This window comes from Clostridium aciditolerans (assembly GCF_016316925.1).
Classification (GTDB): domain Bacteria; phylum Bacillota; class Clostridia; order Clostridiales; family Clostridiaceae; genus Clostridium_AM; species Clostridium_AM aciditolerans.
Map to the genome: position 1 here is coordinate 270,382 of NZ_JAEEGB010000026.1, position 17,075 is coordinate 287,456.

The window sequence follows — 17,075 nt, forward strand, 5'->3', positions numbered from 1 at the left end:
AAAGAGGGGATAGAAGTTATGAAGCAAATTACATTAGATAATGTTTTTAAAATACTAGATAATATAAAGAATTCCAATCTGATAGCTATAGTAAATGCATATGAGCTTGACACAGTTTACTGTATTGACCAGTTTGATTATGAGCTATTAGATGAGCCTCATGGAAGAACGCTTAGGCTAATAAGTAAAAATGGTGAAAGAAATTACTATGACTTTCATGGAATTTATATTAGTTTAAAGAATATTGATAAGATTTCAATTACAGAGGACACAATTTATATATACTTACAGAATCAATTAGTAAAACTAAAGTTTAAATAAACTATATTAATTTAAGAAAAATGTTACGTATTTAGTTCTAATCTAGTCAAATAAAAAAGACTTGTGACAACTTCAGATAACTTTAGCCACAAGTCTTTTTGTTAAAAATTAAAACCTTATTTCATACTTACAGGCGATCGAGGATTTCGTTGGTGAAGACGAGGGACGGTTGGTAAAATCCGCTATATCTCGCCTTTAAACTTTTCTCTTAACTTTTTTTACATATTTTTTAAAAACTAACTACTTTATGAGCTCTACAGCCTGCTTTGATACATAAGAACTATCAATACTATAACCATCCTTGGTCTTATTGCATACCGTTACGCCTTCAAGCTTGATTTCTTTTCCATTTAACTTTGCTATATTAGTGTAACCAAAGAGTTCAAGTGTTTTGTTTCCCTTTGTTACCTTAATCACTGGATTATCTGTGTCTGTAGCATCTATCGTTACCTTTGCTCCAGCCTCCTGGAAGGCCTCCTTTGCATTTACAAATAGTCTCTTAGTTGTCTGGTCAAGATTAAGTCCCAAAACTCTAGCCATATATTTTCCTACGTCAGTGTTTTCAACTACACCTTGAAGTTTTTCAACACCAACTGGAGCATAATTAAATAAAGCTACATCTCCACCTACGTGTCCTCCGTAAGCCCAGCATATATTGGCTCTATTGCTCACTACCTTATTAACAGAACCTTTCTTGATAAGTTCTATTTCATCATTTGTAAGGTTCTCTATACCATAATAATCCTTCAAAACTATTTTAATTTTTGCATCATCTGCTCCATTTAATAATTCCTTTGCTAAGTCTAAAGATGCTTTTGCCGATTTAAGATTATCGATACTTTCCTTAAAAGTTACACTTGAGTAATTACTATTTATACCGCCTACAGTAGGTCCGCCAGTGCCATGGTCAGCAGAAGACACTACAACAGTATTACCATCTTTCTTAGCAAAATCCAATGCCACCTTTACAGCTTCATCAAAAGCTACAATATCTCCAGCAAGTCCCGTAGGATCATTAGCATGAGCTGCCCAATCTACTTTACTTCCTTCTACCAAAAGAACAAAACCATCATTATCCTTTGATAATACTTCTATAGCTTTCTTAGTCATTTCTGCAAGACTAGGTTGATCTGAATTAGTAGTTTTACGGTCAACATCATATTTTAAATCCTTTGGTGCAAATGCTCCCCATAGTTTTGGAGAATTCGATTTCATCATTCCTTCTTTAGTAGTTACATAGTTATAACCAAGACTTTTTATTGTCTCCCTTAAATCCTTTCCATCTTTTCTTTTTCCATCAGCAGCTGGTGTAAAAAACACATCTCCTCCACCCAGCATTACATCCATACCATTGTAAATCTGTTGTTTCATAAGTGAATTATAATTGTTTCTGTCTGGATCATGAGCAGTAAAATCTGCAGGAGTTGCATGCATCATTTCGCAAGTAACAACTGCGCCTGTAGCTTTTCCTGCTAATTTAGCAGCCTCAAGCAAGGTTGCTGCTGGCTTATCATCAGGTAATACTCCAACGTGCTTATCATCAGTTTTATAACCTATTGAATAAGCAGTTCCACCTGGTGCAGAGTCAGTTATAGGTCCATTATCCCAATATGTTCTTGTAAGACCTACTGCTATCTCATCCATTGCAAGTGGTTTGCCACCATTGTACCACCTAGCTATAGTTATAGCCTCTATACTAGTACCATCCGGTATAAGCATAATAACATTTTTAGCCGTACCATTATTTTTCGCTTGTACACTATTATTGGAGCTAAAAGACATTTGCCCCAAAATCATTAGCATGGCACATAGAAGTGCAATGACTGATTTCTTCATCTTAACTTGATGAAGCTTGAACATAAGCAGTCCCCCCTTAAATATCTTGTACACTAATTTATATGCCGACATATTATTAATAATTACGCTAATGAAATCCTAGCTTATTAGAATTAATAAATTGAAAGACACAAGATATTGGGGCTATAAATTACAAATCGTAAAACTCTTTCTTTTTATCCGATCGCTACCATTGCTAACACCCCCATCTTTGCATGAAACTCCTTCTCCTATTGTCGAAGGAGTAAGCGATTCGCACTAAATCACAGATTTAGGCTCTCTGCTTAACTGGGGGATAAGCGCTGCTACAGGCCTGGATAAGTTCTTCTAAGATTCACTTGATAGTTGATTTACCATTTTTAATTTTTCATTTTTTATCCTATTTACATTGTAATAAACTTTTTCCATATCTATATTTGTAAAGATCCCATCTTTATATACTATATTTCCATCTATTATAGTAAGACATATATCATCTGATTGTGCAGAATAAATTAAATTTGCTAAAACATCATGTACAGGCTGCATATGAGGTTTGTCAAAATCGTAAATTACAATGTCTGCTCTATTTCCCACCTTTATTGATCCACAGTCTTTTCTACCTTGAGCTCTAGCACCATTTAAAGAGGAAATTTTCATAATTTCTTTTGTACTTAAAAGTAATGGATCTTGATTAATTCCTTTATGTAATAAAGCCGCAAGATTAACCTCTTCTATCATATTTAAATTATTATTACTTGCTGCACCATCTGTTCCAATAGTTACATTTATTTCATGTTCCAACATAGATTTTAAAGGAGCTATCCCACTTCCAAGTTTTAAATTACTGCTTGGACAATGAGCTACTGTAACATTATTTTCTTTAAGTATATCAAAATCATCATCTTCAAGATGAACACAATGTGCTGCTATTGTATTACTTTTGAAAGTTCCGCAATTTAAAAAATATTCTACTGGAGTCAACCCAAATCTTTTTTTACATTCTTTTATTTCCAGTTCTGTTTCAGATAAATGAATATGCATATTCATATCTGTGCCATTACAATATTCAGAAATTTTTCTAACTGAATCTTCACAAGAAGTATATACAGCATGAATTGAAACATCAGCTTTGATTCTGTCAGTATTAATATTTTTTATATACTCATTTAACATTGTTGTTTCTTTATAAGCATTTCCATTAAAATAATCTTTTCTGCCTTCAATATCAGCATAACCATATGACAGATTAGCTTTAATTCCTGTTTCATAAATAGCTTTTGATATTCCTTCTAAATTGAAATACATATCATTAAAAGATACTACTCCACTTTTAAGCATTTCTGAAATTCCTAATAATGCTCCATAATAGCAATCTTCATCTGTAAGAAATGATTCAAATGGCCATATTTTTTCACTTAACCACCTATCAAGTGGTAGGCCTTCCCCATATCCTCTGATTAATGTCATTGATACATGACAATGTGTATTAATAAATCCTGGAGCTGCAACCTTATTCTTTCCATCATAAATATAACCAGTATATTTTTCTGGCATTTCTTTACCTATATAGCTTATTATATTTTCTTCTATAACTATATTAGTATCTTTTATAACATCATAATTTTCATCTATTAGTGTAATATTCTTAATTAACATAAAATCCTCCTATTTTACCATTTTTCTTAAATAATAGCACTTTTAATGCACACAAAAAACTACCATAATGGTTGATTATAAGTTAACTCCATCAAAAGAATTAACTTATAATCAACTATTATGGTAGTTGGTAGAAACGTTCAACCAATTATGAACTTATATAAGTCAAATTTAACTATATTGAAATTTAAATTAATTATACATTACATACATATCTTTTTCAAATACATCTATTGAATTTAATATTGATTGTAAAATAATCCAGCCCCTTCTATGATTTCCTGTTCCGTAAATAAACTTAAGACAGCTGCATTATAATCACTTAACTTTTGTGACTTCTTTATTTTTTTAGCATATTTTTTATTATCTGAGAAAATGCAAATCATATATCCCCACAGTTCTTTCATTCTAAATATTGCATTTTTCTCTTCATTATATACTTCTATGTATGTATTTAAAATTTCATCATGAAAATCTTTTAAAACTTTTTTATCTAAATTAGTATTGTTTTTTATGGAATCCAATAACCCGGGATTGGCTAGTATACCTCTTCCCAGCATTACTGTTTTTAGTTCTGGAAAAGCTTTAATTAATTTATCATTATCTTCAACCGTAAAAATATCGCCATTATAACATACTGGATTAGTACTTAAAGATAATGCATCTTTAAACACCTCTAAATTAGGTTTGTTTCCATAAAAATCTTTTTGTGTTCTAGGATGAATAATTAATTCTTCTATAGGATATTTATTGTAAATTTTTATTAACTCATAAAATTCTTCTGGACTATCTTTCCCTATTCTAGTTTTTATAGAAATTTTCATATCATCTATTTTAAATATTTCATCTAAAAACATATCTAGTTCTTCTCTTTTAGCTAGAAATCCTGATCCTCTATTTTTTGAAACAACCGTTCCAGAAGGACATCCTAGATTTAAATTAACCTCGTTATAACCTAATTGTTGTAATTTTGCAGAAGTAGTAATAAAACCTTCTGAATCGTTAGTAAGTATTTGAGGCACTATATTCATTCCTTTATTATTCTCAGGCAAAACATCTCTTAATTCTTTAGTTTTGAGGCTTGTACTGTTATTTGGAACAATAAAAGGTGTAAAGTATTTATCAATATTACTAAAAAATTTTTCATAAGAATTTCTATATATGAATCCCGTAATTCCTTCCATTGGTGCTAAATAGTATTTCATTTAATAACTCCTTTATAAATATTCTAAAAACATTATATCAGCCTTCTTTTTTCTTATCTACTTAATATTAATTAATGTTTGATAAATATTAAGCCCTTCCCCCTCGTAATGATAAATATACTGGAAAATGATAAAGCTTAAAGAAGAATTTTACAGTTCACTTATGACAATAAAACAACAAAAATCCACGACATTTCTATCGTGGATTTCAATGGTTGAGGCGAAGCATAATGGGCGAACCCCACTATGATATAAATTTTCAAACAGATCCTATTTCTTGATTCCATAGGTCAAATCTTTGATGCTTACAATATTTTAAAGAAACATTGATGCATTAGTTACCTGTATTGACCGTTGTTCCACCTGTTGATGTATTTGTATCTGCACTTTTAGTTGTTCCACCTGTTGATGTACTTGTATCTGTATTTTTACTTGTTCCATCTGTTGATGTATTTGCATCTGTATTTTTAGTCGTTCCACCTGTTGATGTATTTTTATCTGCATTTTTAGTTGTTCCATCTGTTGATGTATTTGTATCCGTATTTTTAGTTGTTCCATTTGTCGATGTATTTGTATCTGTATTTTTAGTTGTTCCACCTGTTGACGTATTTGCATCTGTATTTTTAGTTGTTCCATCCGTCGATGTCTTTGTGTCTGTATTTTTAGTTGTTCCATCTGTTGATGATTTTACACCTGTATTTTTAGTTGTTCCACCTTCTGATCCTGTTGTATCAGTAGACTGTTTGTGAAGGTTAGTTTTTACACTGGAATTTTGTGCATTAGCAGATATCCCTTTGAAGTAAAATTTTCCTAAAACCCCAGTAATCATAACTAAAATAATCGATACACTGATTATCATTGCCTTTTTATTCTTACTAGGTTTCTTATTTCTATGTAGTATTTCTATATTTTCTTTATTTATTGTTTTTTCAGAGCCTGATGCCTTATTCATAACCGTTGTAAAATCACCTTTTTTATTAGGAACTATTGTTTCGGGTTTTTTCATTATCTTGGAGATTACCTCATTTATATTTTTAGGTGTATTAAACAATGATGATAGTACTCCCTTTTGTTCTACAGAATCTACCTGCTTAAAGTTTTCAGGTGATCTAATTATAACAACAGGCTTATTATGCACTCCATATTGATTTTCTGCATATAATGTAACTGAAAATTCATCATCCTTACTTAAAAAAGGTATATAGACATCTAAAATGTTATCTTTTACTGAAGAATCAAATTTTAAACCTTTTGTTATTTTGGCATCTGCAATCTTCAAGTTATTTTGTGAGCTTTGTGCATGTAGAGTTAGCTCATGAATTGTTTTATTTGATATGTTTCTAACAGTAATAATGTATGTACAAATTTTTTTGTTATTCATTCCTATAGGTATACCATTTCCTATATTACATAGGATTTTAGGTGCTAAATTTTTGTAATACTCTAACAGTAACCCAGATATAAATGATATTACTATAGTTATAATTGCAGTTTTAATAATGCTTATCATATTAATTTTCGCTTCCTTACTTTTTGTCATTTTGCAATTAAATTATAAAGTAGACAGGTATTTGTGTCAAACGTGAACTACTCCCCATTTACTTCGTTGAAGTGGGGGCTTCGTGGTCAATACTCCTAGTAGAGCAAGTTTACTCACGCTAATAGGGTCTTTCCAACCTTTTTTGCAGTAATTAATCCGTTGTACTAGTAAATGTACTAGCACAACGGATTAATTTATTACTTGCTGGTATTATAAATTATCTTAGCGCCGGCCCAGTCGGCATGGTCATAATCTATATTGTCTCCGCCATTAGTTACAACAAGCTTGAGAATTTTTGCTCCGTTTATATCAACATCCACGTGCTTTACAGGTGAACTGCCATATAGCACTTCGCTGTCATAGATCTTCTTATCATCCGCCCAAACTTGAAATGCTACAGAACCATTGTTTCCAACTTCATCATCAATTCCTACATCGGCAATAAATTTGGAAAACTTTCCTCCAATATAGTAGGATATTGCTGATTCTGCATGAGTCCCAAGTCCTTTTTCATAAGTTGTACCATTTATGGTTATAATCTTTCCATCTCCTGAAGCCGATCCTCCATTACTCATATCTTTTTCCACAGGTCCCCATCCGTTCGTTGATTCAAGCCAATGAATATCGCTAAGATAGCTGTCCATTGATGGGGGAACTGGTAGTACTTTAATCTGGCTTTTTAATTGCTTTTGTCCCTGGAGCTGCTGATCACCATAAAGAAAGGTGCCCTTTGCTACTATGTCATATAAGCTAAGATTTGCATCACCAGGTACTGTAATATCCCACGCAGTAGTAATTGACCTTCCTGGAGGAAGATTATTAAATGTGGTTGCTGAAGCAGCATTAACATCCCATCCCTCAGGGCACTGTAAATTTATTGCTACTTTCTCTATAGCTGTTCTGCCATTATTAGTAAACTTAACAGTAACCTTGCTTTTTTGACCTGCTACAACATCGTTGTCATAAGTTATTGTAAAATCTGTTGCCGGCTGAGCCATATCTGGAGTGCCGGGGCGAACTCTAAACATGGCTACTCCATGTGACGGCACAACTGCACTAATTTGATTTTTTGCAGCACTTTCACTATGAGCCCATAGGTCACGCACGATATATGCAGGAGCCTTCTTTAAGCCAAGATCTTTTATATCTAAACTCATTGTTTTTGATGCCTGGCTTCGATTAAAAAACAATAGGGCCTTATCTCCGTTAGCCAGTGGCTTAACCCATACTTCGTAGTCACCGTCATCGCGTATTTTACTTCCCTGTATTCCTAACCGATCCTGATCAATTGCAATGATTTCTTTGTTCAGAAGGATTTCCTTTGTAGAATCCGACATGTTGGTTATATCGTTGCCTGCAATGAGGGGAGCAGCCATCATGCTCCATAAACTAAAATGTGCACGGTACTCTGTATCAGTCATACCGCCATTCCCAACTTCAAGCATATCGGGATCATTCCAATGTCCCGGTCCTGCATATTGTGCAAGTACAGAATTTTGATCCATTATACTTGTCATACTGTCCCAGCTGTCGACTATATCGCCGGTTGTACGCCAAAGGTGTCCTACTGAAGGTCCCCATAACCAAGGCTTATTAGCTCCCCATTCACAAATACTGAAAACTATAGGACGCCCTGTGGCCTTTAATGCATCTCTCATCACTCCGTACTGTTGTGCTGAAATGGTGGCACCATCTTCTGGGTTGTAAAACTTTATAATATTTTCACCTTGCTTTAAAGTAACTTTAATAGCATAATCAGCTACAGTACCCCAGCCGCTTGAGGAAGGTATGCTGTATTTTTCGCCGGTACCTCCGTTCACACTTACAAACAGATTCCTGCTAGGATCACCGTTATAATAATAAACAGTTAAAGTATAATCACCTGCTGCAGGTACGGTAATTTTATTAAATATTAACTCTCCAGAGTTATTGCCTATATATCCAACCTTCGAGCCAACTAAAATTGCATTTCCGGTAAGCGTATTGTTGGAGGATTCAGCTTCATATGTTGTCCTGTTGATTCCATCTGATAAAACAATCTTATCGATATCAGGTGCATATGTGCTTGATCTTGCATTAAAGCAGAAGTCATACTTTAAATAATCTACTCCCCATTCTGCAAATTTTTTGGCATCCTTATCCTCATAGCCCTGGCTTCCAGGAAGCCCCATACAGGTTCTTGCACCGTTAGATGAGTAAATCCCAAGCTTTAAACCTTTGCTGTGTACATAATCTGCAACAGCCTTGATTCCGTCAGGAAATCTTGTGGGGTCGGGAACAAAATCGCCATTTTGATCCCTTGTTTTAGCCATCCAGTTATCGTCTATGTTTATATACTCGTAGCCTGCATCTTTCATGCCATTCTCCACCATAGCGTCCGCCATATGCATAATCTTCCACTGGTCTATATCGCCTCCAAACTTATTCCAGCTGTTCCATCCCATAGGTGGAGTAGGAGCTAGTCCATCATTTAATGGACTTGCAGCTATAACGGTCTTGCTCATTACACCTGTCGAGATAAATTGGGCAAATGTAAATACAATTACCAAAAGAAAAACTTTGAACCTACGCATAAGATTACCTCCAAATTATTTATTCCTTAAGGTTCTAACTCTAAATACGTGATAAATCATCCCACTGACTCATCTCTATATCTTTCACGGGAAAAATAATCTGTCTCATACATGCTAACTAGGCATATATCATCATATATAACAATTTTCTGCTGAGTTAGCATCTCCCTTCTTAAGCTTTCAGAAAGCGCTTTCTAATTACTTATATTACCATATTTTTCAATCATTCTCAACAGAATATTCATTCAATAAATAATACTGCATAAATAAAAGCAAAGTGTACCACCTTATGAAAAACAAGTTGCTGGATACAAAATATAACCATATTAAAAATGCACATCTCTCTATCAAAAAGCTCTAGGGGTGTGCATGTCTAACATAAAAATCTATAAATTTAATCTTTAAAACTCAAAAATTCAAACTCACTTTTCTTCAAAAAACGCGAAAAGCCCCTGAAATCAAGGGCTTTCTATTGTATCAAATTCTAATTCTCTATTTGGTGGAGGTAAGTCTTGTTGCACCCCTACTTACAAAGATTCCTTGTTTTATAGCAAAGCTAATCTGAACAGAAAAGGTATTTTCCGTTTTTGTAATAACAATTTCCTCCTTATGCCATGGACAGCAAAAAATTTTCTACTATTTTATTCATCATTTTCCTAGTTCCTGGACTACCTAAAGATTTTTTAATATATGTTGCAGGATTAACACCTATAAATCCATTAAGGTTTTTTGGAATTTTACTCGTTAGTAGATTTCCTTGGCTTTTAGCGTCTGTAAGTATTGGCTCCAATCTTCATTATGGTAATTATATGTCAACAATAATAATATCGCTCATAGCCCTAGTATCATTTATTTTAGGAATTCTTTCAATACTTGAAGCCTTTGAGCAGAATTACTTTTTAGCTGCTATATTCATAATTACTGCAGCTTTAATAGATAGATACGATGGTAGAATTGCCAGATTTTTAGATATATCTAGTGATTTAGGAAAGGAACTAGATTCCTTAGCTGATTTAGTTTCCTTTGGAGTAGCACCAGCTTTATTAGTATTTATTAAGTATAACTTTCTTAATTTAGGTTATATAGGAATAGTTGGTGGTTGTTTTCTATTGTCATATATTATGAGTGGTTCTTATAGATTGGCAAAATATAATGTAAGCCAGTTTGATGGCATTTTTACTGGAGTGCCGATAACAGTTGCAGGTTCTATTATTGCATTATTTTCATTAACTACACCTAGCAATAGTATTTCTATACTTCTATCAATTGTTTTATTTGCGCTTCTTGCTTATCTTATGGTCTCAAAATTTAAATTAAAAAAGATATAGATGCTTTGGGTGGTGTTAAATATACTAAATATACTATAGATTTAACAAAATCAAAAGGTAATAGAATTCTCTCCCTACTTTAATTATAACATATGCATAATAGAGATTATAGACTTTTTATTTTTGTATCCTATTGCTAAAATATAATAATCATAATATTTTGTTATTCTTTAAAAACTAGATTATGTTTTATTATATTCAAGTTTATGGGAGGGATACTATGGAGCCTAAAAAATGCTATAATGCCTTATTAGCGCAGAAGCTAATGGTGGAATTGAAAAAACGTAATATGGAAGGATTTTATTGTGAAACAAAAGAGGATGCACTTAAAAAAGTTCTTGAGATGATACCTAAAGACAGTGTGGTTTCTTGCGGAGGTTCTGCAACCCTTCGTGAAATTGGTTTGCAGGTTGCATTAAAAAATGGGGAGTACAATTTCTTAGATCCGAATGCCCCACAAGGCGCTAAAGCAAAGGATAAAGTTGCACATCAGGCATTAAGCGCAGACTACTATTTAATGAGCTCTAATGCTATATCTGCTACCGGTGAGCTGGTGAATATAGATGGATATGGCAACAGGGTAGGTTCACTTATCTTCGGCCCGAAGAATGTAATAGTGATAGCAGGACTCAATAAAGTAGCGCCGAATTTAGATGCGGCTATACTTCGTGCTAAAAGCTATGCTGCACCAATTACCATGTTAATATTTAACCAGGACTATTCTTCTTTTGACGAACTTTCCAAAGCAGCTGAAGGTGCATGCAGTCAACTTGTAATTACTAGCATGTCCATGACTAAAGACCGAATTAAAGTAATACTTGTTGGAGAATCTTTAGGTTTTTAAGGCCGAAAATTGACTTACACCCCGGACTATGTTTCCAAGCTTCAGTCCGGGGTGTAAGTCAATTTTCTAATTTGAAATCCTATATTAAATTTTGTGATATTTATGCTGTGGTCTACCTACTTTACCGTATTCCACTAACTTAACTATTTTATTTTCTTTCTCCATATACTCGAGATATCTTCTAACTGTCACCCTTGCTATCCCTAATTTTTCTGCTAAATCCTCTGCTGTAAACTCCTCATAATTACCTTTTTCTATTTCATCCCATATAGATCTATAGGTATATTTATTAAGCCCCTTAGCAAAATCATCTTCGTTTTGGGAAGCATTAGAACTAGATATTAGTTTATCTAACTCCTTTTGTTCAATTACATCATTCTTTCTAAATTGATAATACCTATCCTTAAATTGAGTAAGTGATTCTTTAAATCTTTCAAAATTAAAAGGCTTTATAAGATAATCTACAACTCCATATCTAAAAGCTTCCTGTACTCTTTCAATAGTTTTATCTGCTGTAATTAAAATAATATCTATATCTATCTCTTGTCCTCTTATCCATTTTAAGAAATCAATCCCGTTTTCTTTAGGAAGATACACATCCAGCAATATTAAATCTGGCTTTTTAATAGATATAAATTTTTTTGCATCATCAAGATTAGAAACTGCTTTATATAAAGTAAATCCTTCTACCCTTTTTAAAAATTTAGAATTTATTTCTCTAACCATAGGATCATCTTCAACAATCATTACTTTAATCAAGCTTTTTCCTCCTTTCACCCGTAAAAGCCCATTTAGAGCTTTTACTTCCTTGTCATTGGTATAATTATATTCCAATGAGCACCTTCATCTACATCATCTAAGTTTATTGTGCCGTTAAAATCATCAATTATTTTCTTAACAATATACATACCATGTCCACGTTGCCCATCCTTCGTTGAGAAACCTTGTTCATATATTTTTTCCCTGTATTCTACTGGAATTCCACCACCATTATCCTTAACTATTATATTTAAAAAATTCTCACCTTCAACTATTTTTACATATATTAATCCAGTGCCATCATTTTTAACTTCGTCTAAAGAATTCTCTATTAAATTGCCTAAAACTGATACAATTTCTTCAGGGGTCATATACTCTGGTAACTTTGTAAGTTTTGAATTTTCATCTATTTTTAACTTAACTCTACATTCCTCAGCTTTGTTATATTTTGATAGCAGCAGAGCTGATACGGAAGAGTCCTTTATATTTTCCGTTAAAATATTGCTTATATTATTTCTACTTTTAGCTATATCTGATATAAACTGTAGAGCTTCATCGTACTCTTCAAGCTGTATAAGCCCTGAAATAGTATGAAGCTTATTCATAAATTCATGATTTTGAGCTCTTAAGGACCAGGCCATTTTTTTAACACCTGTGAGCTCTTCTGCCATTTTGGTCACCTCTGTTTTATCTCTAAAGCTAGCAATAGCTCCTACAACTTTCCCTCTATTCATTATAGGAATTCTATTAGTCATTATTATGGTATTATTTATCCTCTGCTCTTTTTCAAATTCAGATTCCCCTGTTTCTAACACATTAACCATACGGGTATTTGGAATAACATCTTCTACATTCTTCCCTATAATATCCTTCTTATTAACCCTATTTTTAAGATGTAATATATTTAAGGCTGAATCATTTACAAGAGTAATTCTACCTCTATGATCAACAGCTATCAACCCTTCATGGATAGCATGAAGAATTCCCATCTTTTCATTATAAAGCTTTGTTATTTCCTCAGGTTCAAGTCCTAGCAAAGTGTTCTTTATGTTATTGGCTAATAAAAATGCTCCTATTATACCTGCTGTGAGCCCACCAAAACCAATTAAAATTATATATAAAATAGCTGTATGCTTAGCTGTTTCAATGCTGTGGGTAAGTGTACCTACAGAAACAAAACCTATTTCTCTCTTATTTTCTGTATCATATATTGGAGTAAAAGCTCTCAAGGATTTTCCGAGAGTCCCTGTAGCCTCGGATATATATGTTTCTCCCTTTTGAAGTACTCTATACTCATCTCCTCCTACAAACCTTTTACCTATCATTTCAGGATTAGGATGAGAATATCTAACTTCCTCCATGTCCGCTACAATTATATACTCAACTTGTTCTAAATTCTTAAGCTGCATATTAACATAAGGTCCAATCTGCCCTTTTGGATCCTTAGCCTCCAGCGCATCTACTATCTCTCTAGAATGTGCTACCATCTCAGCCACATTCATAATATTAGTTCTAGCCTTGCTTTCAATATTTTCAGTCATCCATGAGGCGACAAAGAAAATGATTATAGATATAGAAACAAACACTACTGTAATAATCAATAAGGTAAGCTTTGTTTGCAGCTTCATTGCTTTTTTCATATCTACCACCTCAACTTTATTAAATGAAAGATTTTGGCTCTCTGCTTAAAAGCTTAAAAAAACACGGAATCATAGAAGACCATTAATATAGATAGAAGGATTAATATAGGAATAGGTACTTCAATCCTATTATATAGCACTTCTCTCATTATTGTCTTCTATTTTTTCCGTGTTTAATTTAATATCTATCTAACTATATCTTATTTAACCTTACCCATAGGCTAAATTTATTATTCATAAGTTTGCTTTACTTTATTTATATGATAGACTACCCCATATTAAAATTTTAAATTTCTTATCATGCAACAACTTCATTATTTAATTTTTTTGCTTTATTCTTACTAAGTAATTTAAATGTATAAGTAACAATAAACGGACAAAGGATAGCAGATACTACACATGCTGCTGCAACTTGTGCAGTAGCTACTGTTGCTACAACAGCTAATGTTGGGTCTGCTGCTGCAACAGCCGCTGGCGTCGCTACAGCATTTCCTGCAGTTGATCCTGTTGCTAGGCCAATTATAGGCTCTTCTTTAAATAATTTCAGAAGTATATAAGCTCCTATTCCAGTGAAGGCAGCTATTACTCCTAATAATATACCAGGACCTCCAGCTTTTACAATAGTTTCAAGGTTCATTCCTGCACCTAATGGGAAGGAGAAGAATGGGATTAATAACATTTTACTACTTCCAAGGAACTTTCTCATATCAGGGTCAACATTTCCTAAAATCATACCTATTACTATTGGAATCATTACTGCTACAAGTGCCTTAAAAGGAACTTGAGCAAGTCCTGATGCACCTAAAGCAACTAATGTAAAGAATGGACCATCTTTTAAAGACAATAAAGCATAAGCACCTACATCAGTTTCATCACCATATTGTGAAGCAAGTGATGCATATAATCCGCCATTACAATTTGTTAATGCTGCAAGGATAGCAAGTGGTGATAAACCCAGCACCCCAGCAGGACCAAAAACTTTTCCTACAAATATACCGATACCAGCACCTACTATAAATTTTCCTGATATTAATATTGCACCTTTTTTTATTGCTTTTGGCGCTAATTTAAAATTGATTTGTGAACCAATCAAAAACATAAAACAAGCCAAAATTGTTGATGATGCTTTTGCATCAAATAATGCCGTTGTAAATCCACCAATTTTTAGAAACTGTGGACAAAATGTATTAACTAATACACCTAAGAAAAGTGGAACAACCATCATACCGCCTGGAATTTTATCGAGCGTTTTCTTAATTGGAATTTGCATTTTTATCCCTCCATTATTTTCAAATAGTTTTTATAATCTCGCTACACCAGTTGCTCTAGCTGCTTTTTTAATTTCTTCTGCTACATTTGCAGCTACTTTTTTGTCTAATGCACTTGGAATTACGTTATCTTCATTTAGATCTTCATCACTAATGCTATTTGCTATAGCATAAGCTGCTGCTATCTTCATTTCTTCATTAATTTCTTTTGCTCTAACATCTAATGCCCCTCTGAATATTCCTGGGAAAGCTAGCACGTTATTAACTTGGTTTGGAAAATCTGAACGTCCTGTACCTATTACTCTTGCCCCTGCTGCTTTTGCTTCATTCGGCATTATTTCTGGAGTTGGGTTTGCCATAGCGAATAGTATAGAATCCTTATTCATTGCTTTTACCATATCTTGACTTACTATTCCTGGTGCTGAAACCCCTATAAATACATCTGCACCTACTAATGCGTCAGCTAAAGTTCCTTTAATGTTATCTGGATTAGTTACCTTTGCAAGTTCCTTTTTAGCATCATCTACATTTTCTATTCCTCTGTAAAGAATACCAACCTTATCACATGCAATTAGATTTTTTACTCCTGAAGAAAGTAATAGTTTTGCTATAGCAGTTCCTGCAGCTCCTGCACCATTTATAACAACCTTTATTTCTTCCATTTTTTTATTAACTACTTTTAAAGCATTTATTACTCCTGCAAGAACAACTATTGCAGTTCCATGTTGGTCATCGTGGAATACAGGTATATCAAGCTCTTTCTTTAATCTTTCTTCAACTTCAAAGCATCTTGGAGCTCCAATATCTTCTAGATTAATTCCACCAAATCCTGGCGCTATAAGCTTTACAGTTTTCACTATCTCGTCCACATTTTTTGTATCTAGGCATATTGGAAAGGCATCTACATTTGCAAACTCTTTAAATAAGATTGCTTTACCTTCCATAACTGGCAATCCAGCCTTAGGTCCTATATCCCCAAGTCCCAATACTGCTGTTCCATCTGTAACTACTGCAACTATATTTCCTTTTGAAGTATACTTGTACACGTTTTCTTCATTCTCATGAATCTTTCTGCATGGTTCTGCAACTCCAGGAGTATAAGCTAAACTTAAATCATCTCTTGTTTCTACCTTTACTTTTGATTTTATCTCTATTTTTCCTATATTCTGTTCATGTAATTTTAAACTTTCCTCAAAATAATTCAATTTTAATACCGCCCCTTCGTTTTTTATATCAAATTTTGTAATCGTTTGTTGCTATGTGTAAATGATATCATCAACCTTTGATTATTAAAATATTTTGAACTTTAAAAATAAATTATGGTCATTAAAAATACTTTGTTACATTTTTAACGCCTGTTTCTCCGTAAATTTAGCTCATTCTCATGGTAGGTTTGTTCCTTATAGCAATTCTGAGCACGAAAAGACCCCTCGACATCGCTGTCGAGGGGTTTATTGGTGTAAGGTATTCATATTAAGTTTACCTTTTTATATATTTTAAAATTGTAATACCATTATCTACAGCATACTCTTTTAGATGTAGTTTTATTGTTGGATTATTTTCTAAAAATAAAGGTCTACCTTTTCCTAATATTATAGGAATTACTCCTATTATATATTCATCAATAATATCAGCCTTTATAAAGCTATCTACAACAACTCCACCACCAAATAAGTATATATTCTTGCCATCCTTTTCTTTTTCTTCCTCAATTACCTTACATATATCACCACTAATAAAGTGCAGATTGTCTTTATCTTGAATTTGTTGTGATGTTGCTATATATACCTTTTTATTTTTAAAATCATCATGCATCTTTTGATCATAGCAATTTTTACCCATAACTACTATATCTATGTCTTCTAGAAATTTACCAAAATCAAATTTATTTTTAGTGTTTAATGTATCATCTCCATCTCCAACTATCCAATCGAATCCGCCATCTTCTGACGCTATATATCCATCAAGACTTATTGCTAAATTTAAAATTATTTTTCTTTTCATATTAAATTCCTCCTTATTATCTAAAATATTTTTAGGTTTTGCATAATTTATAATTATTATTGTTTGATACATAATTAATTATAGACTATAATAGTTGACATCTAGTGTCATATAATAGG

Annotated in this window: 13 protein-coding genes, 1 pseudogene and 1 riboswitch; of the genes and pseudogenes, 4 read left to right on the forward strand and 10 right to left on the reverse strand. The window is 32.9% G+C overall.

Annotation, left to right across the window (positions count from 1 at the left end):
- Nucleotides 1-18: 18 nt before the first annotated feature.
- Nucleotides 19-321 (forward strand): hypothetical protein, encoded by a 303-nt coding sequence (locus tag I6U51_RS18000; RefSeq protein WP_211143941.1) that lies wholly within the window; start codon nt 19-21, stop codon nt 319-321.
- Nucleotides 322-561: 240 nt separating this feature from the next.
- Here the strand turns inward: I6U51_RS18000 and I6U51_RS18005 are convergent, their stop codons facing one another.
- The 5 genes from I6U51_RS18005 to I6U51_RS18025 form a co-directional block, all read right to left on the reverse strand.
- Nucleotides 562-2,181: an alkaline phosphatase gene (locus tag I6U51_RS18005; RefSeq protein WP_211143942.1), complete on the reverse strand. Its 1,620-nt coding sequence runs from the start codon at nt 2,179-2,181 to the stop codon at nt 562-564.
- A 303-nt stretch (nt 2,182-2,484) separates the two neighbouring features.
- Complete coding sequence (locus tag I6U51_RS18010; protein ID WP_211143943.1) at nt 2,485-3,795, reverse strand: amidohydrolase; 1,311 nt, start codon at nt 3,793-3,795, stop codon at nt 2,485-2,487.
- Nucleotides 3,796-3,883: 88 nt separating this feature from the next.
- Nucleotides 3,884-3,979, reverse strand: a riboswitch (purine riboswitch).
- A 55-nt stretch (nt 3,980-4,034) separates the two neighbouring features.
- Nucleotides 4,035-5,000 carry a tRNA dihydrouridine synthase gene (locus I6U51_RS18015; RefSeq protein WP_211143944.1) on the reverse strand — a complete coding sequence of 322 codons (966 nt, stop codon included), beginning with the start codon at nt 4,998-5,000 and terminating at the stop codon, nt 4,035-4,037.
- 334 nt (nt 5,001-5,334) lie between these two features.
- Complete coding sequence (locus I6U51_RS18020; protein ID WP_211143984.1) at nt 5,335-6,510, reverse strand: hypothetical protein; 1,176 nt, start codon at nt 6,508-6,510, stop codon at nt 5,335-5,337.
- A 227-nt stretch (nt 6,511-6,737) separates the two neighbouring features.
- On the reverse strand, nt 6,738-9,113 hold the full coding sequence (locus tag I6U51_RS18025) for an NPCBM/NEW2 domain-containing protein (RefSeq protein ID WP_211143945.1): 2,376 nt from the start codon (nt 9,111-9,113) through the stop codon (nt 6,738-6,740).
- Nucleotides 9,114-9,727: 614 nt separating this feature from the next.
- Here I6U51_RS18025 and I6U51_RS25445 point away from each other — a divergent pair.
- The 3 genes and pseudogenes from I6U51_RS25445 to I6U51_RS18035 all read left to right on the forward strand — a co-directional run.
- Nucleotides 9,728-9,889 (forward strand): annotated as a pseudogene (locus I6U51_RS25445) (VTT domain-containing protein); the annotation flags it as partial.
- Between the two features lie 33 nt (nt 9,890-9,922).
- On the forward strand, nt 9,923-10,441 hold the full coding sequence (pssA, locus tag I6U51_RS18030; RefSeq protein ID WP_246517464.1) for a CDP-diacylglycerol--serine O-phosphatidyltransferase: 519 nt from the start codon (nt 9,923-9,925) through the stop codon (nt 10,439-10,441).
- Nucleotides 10,442-10,661: 220 nt separating this feature from the next.
- On the forward strand, nt 10,662-11,285 hold the full coding sequence (locus I6U51_RS18035; RefSeq protein ID WP_211143947.1) for a lactate utilization protein: 624 nt from the start codon (nt 10,662-10,664) through the stop codon (nt 11,283-11,285).
- Between the two features lie 84 nt (nt 11,286-11,369).
- Here the strand turns inward: I6U51_RS18035 and I6U51_RS18040 are convergent, their stop codons facing one another.
- The 5 genes from I6U51_RS18040 to I6U51_RS18060 all read right to left on the reverse strand — a co-directional run bounded on the left by I6U51_RS18040 (nt 11,370) and on the right by I6U51_RS18060 (nt 16,956).
- The gene (locus I6U51_RS18040; RefSeq protein ID WP_211143948.1) at nt 11,370-12,044 is read right to left on the reverse strand and encodes a response regulator; all 675 of its coding nucleotides are present in this window, start codon (nt 12,042-12,044) and stop codon (nt 11,370-11,372) included.
- Nucleotides 12,045-12,085: 41 nt separating this feature from the next.
- On the reverse strand, nt 12,086-13,684 hold the full coding sequence (locus tag I6U51_RS18045; protein ID WP_211143949.1) for an ATP-binding protein: 1,599 nt from the start codon (nt 13,682-13,684) through the stop codon (nt 12,086-12,088).
- Between the two features lie 298 nt (nt 13,685-13,982).
- A complete protein-coding gene (locus tag I6U51_RS18050; RefSeq protein WP_211143950.1) occupies nt 13,983-14,954 on the reverse strand; it encodes a 2-keto-3-deoxygluconate permease in 972 nt (323 codons plus the stop codon).
- Nucleotides 14,955-14,984: 30 nt separating this feature from the next.
- Entirely contained in the window at nt 14,985-16,157 is a 1,173-nt protein-coding gene (locus I6U51_RS18055; RefSeq protein ID WP_211143951.1) for an NAD(P)-dependent malic enzyme, read from the reverse strand.
- Between the two features lie 274 nt (nt 16,158-16,431).
- On the reverse strand, nt 16,432-16,956 hold the full coding sequence (locus tag I6U51_RS18060; protein ID WP_211143952.1) for a dihydrofolate reductase family protein: 525 nt from the start codon (nt 16,954-16,956) through the stop codon (nt 16,432-16,434).
- Nucleotides 16,957-17,075 lie beyond the last annotated feature (119 nt).

Excerpts from the sequence above, each read along its gene's own strand:
- I6U51_RS18035 (WP_211143947.1), top strand. The coding sequence starts at position 10,662 with ATGGAGCCTAAAAAATGCTATAATGCCTTATTAGCGCAGAAGCTAATG.
- I6U51_RS18010 (WP_211143943.1), bottom strand. The coding sequence starts at position 3,795 with ATGTTAATTAAGAATATTACACTAATAGATGAAAATTATGATGTTATA.
- pssA (WP_246517464.1), top strand. The coding sequence starts at position 9,923 with ATGTCAACAATAATAATATCGCTCATAGCCCTAGTATCATTTATTTTA.
- I6U51_RS18005 (WP_211143942.1), bottom strand. The coding sequence starts at position 2,181 with ATGTTCAAGCTTCATCAAGTTAAGATGAAGAAATCAGTCATTGCACTT.
- I6U51_RS18015 (WP_211143944.1), bottom strand. The coding sequence starts at position 5,000 with ATGAAATACTATTTAGCACCAATGGAAGGAATTACGGGATTCATATAT.
- I6U51_RS18050 (WP_211143950.1), bottom strand. The coding sequence starts at position 14,954 with ATGCAAATTCCAATTAAGAAAACGCTCGATAAAATTCCAGGCGGTATG.
- I6U51_RS18000 (WP_211143941.1), top strand. The coding sequence starts at position 19 with ATGAAGCAAATTACATTAGATAATGTTTTTAAAATACTAGATAATATA.
- I6U51_RS18020 (WP_211143984.1), bottom strand. The coding sequence starts at position 6,510 with ATGATAAGCATTATTAAAACTGCAATTATAACTATAGTAATATCATTT.
- I6U51_RS18045 (WP_211143949.1), bottom strand. The coding sequence starts at position 13,684 with ATGAAAAAAGCAATGAAGCTGCAAACAAAGCTTACCTTATTGATTATT.
- I6U51_RS18025 (WP_211143945.1), bottom strand. The coding sequence starts at position 9,113 with ATGCGTAGGTTCAAAGTTTTTCTTTTGGTAATTGTATTTACATTTGCC.
- I6U51_RS18060 (WP_211143952.1), bottom strand. The coding sequence starts at position 16,956 with ATGAAAAGAAAAATAATTTTAAATTTAGCAATAAGTCTTGATGGATAT.